General features: G+C 48.8%; 2 tRNA genes and 2 rRNA genes. All 4 read right to left on the bottom strand.

Annotated features, from left to right (window positions below):
• Positions 1–149: ribosomal RNA gene (locus AB4Z45_RS32915) — 23S ribosomal RNA — on the bottom strand; the annotation flags it as partial.
• Positions 150–403: 254 nt separating this feature from the next.
• A tRNA-Ala gene (locus AB4Z45_RS32920) sits at positions 404–479 on the bottom strand.
• Between the two features lie 37 nt (positions 480–516).
• Positions 517–593, bottom strand: a tRNA-Ile gene (locus AB4Z45_RS32925).
• Positions 594–709: 116 nt separating this feature from the next.
• Positions 710–843 (bottom strand): 16S ribosomal RNA (locus AB4Z45_RS32930); the annotation flags it as partial.

Here is an 843-nt window from a genome sequence, read left to right on the forward strand (position 1 = left end):
ACTATCCATTACGATAGCTGGGTTTCCCCATTCGGAAATCCTCGGATCAATGCCTGCTTACGGCTCCCCGGGGCGGTATCGTTGTTCGCCACGTCCTTCTTCGGCTCCTGGTGCCTAGGCATCCTCCGTGCGCTCTTACTAGCTTAACCTATCGTTCCGGTTGATTCGGCTTGTGCGCCGTTTTCATTTTGTTTCTCTGATCTCCTAAGACATCAAATGGTTGAAACAAAACGAAAAGAAGTCGCATCAATCACGAACAACCTTCACTAACAATTAAATCAATGTAGCTTAAAGGATGTTTCAGCAATTCTTTTTCTTTCGTTATCCAGTTTTCAAGGTGCAAATGTTTTGCGCTGAGTCTGCTTCAGAGTTAATCTTCAGCAAAGACAGTACAATATTTTATTGGTGGAGCCAAGCGGGATCGAACCGCTGACCTCCTGCTTGCAAGGCAGGCGCTCTCCCAGCTGAGCTATGGCCCCAAATTTAGTATGGGTACCGACTTCTCAGAGTCGATAATGGTGGGCCTTAGTGGACTCGAACCACCGACCTCACCCTTATCAGGGGTGCGCTCTAACCAGCTGAGCTAAAGGCCCATAGGTATTCCCTTTGGACTTCCTTTGAAAGATGATTAATCTTTCAAAACTGACAACGAGTAAGCGATAAACTGCCAAGTTTATCCGAACCTCATCGGGYYCGGGTATTTCCTTAGAAAGGAGGTGATCCAGCCGCACCTTCCGATACGGCTACCTTGTTACGACTTCACCCCAATCATCTACCCCACCTTCGACGGCTAGCTCCCTTGCGGGTTACCCCACCGGCTTCGGGTGTTGTAAACTCTCGTGG

The organism is Paenibacillus sp. MCAF9 (genome assembly GCF_052114265.1).
Classification (GTDB): domain Bacteria; phylum Bacillota; class Bacilli; order Paenibacillales; family Paenibacillaceae; genus Pristimantibacillus.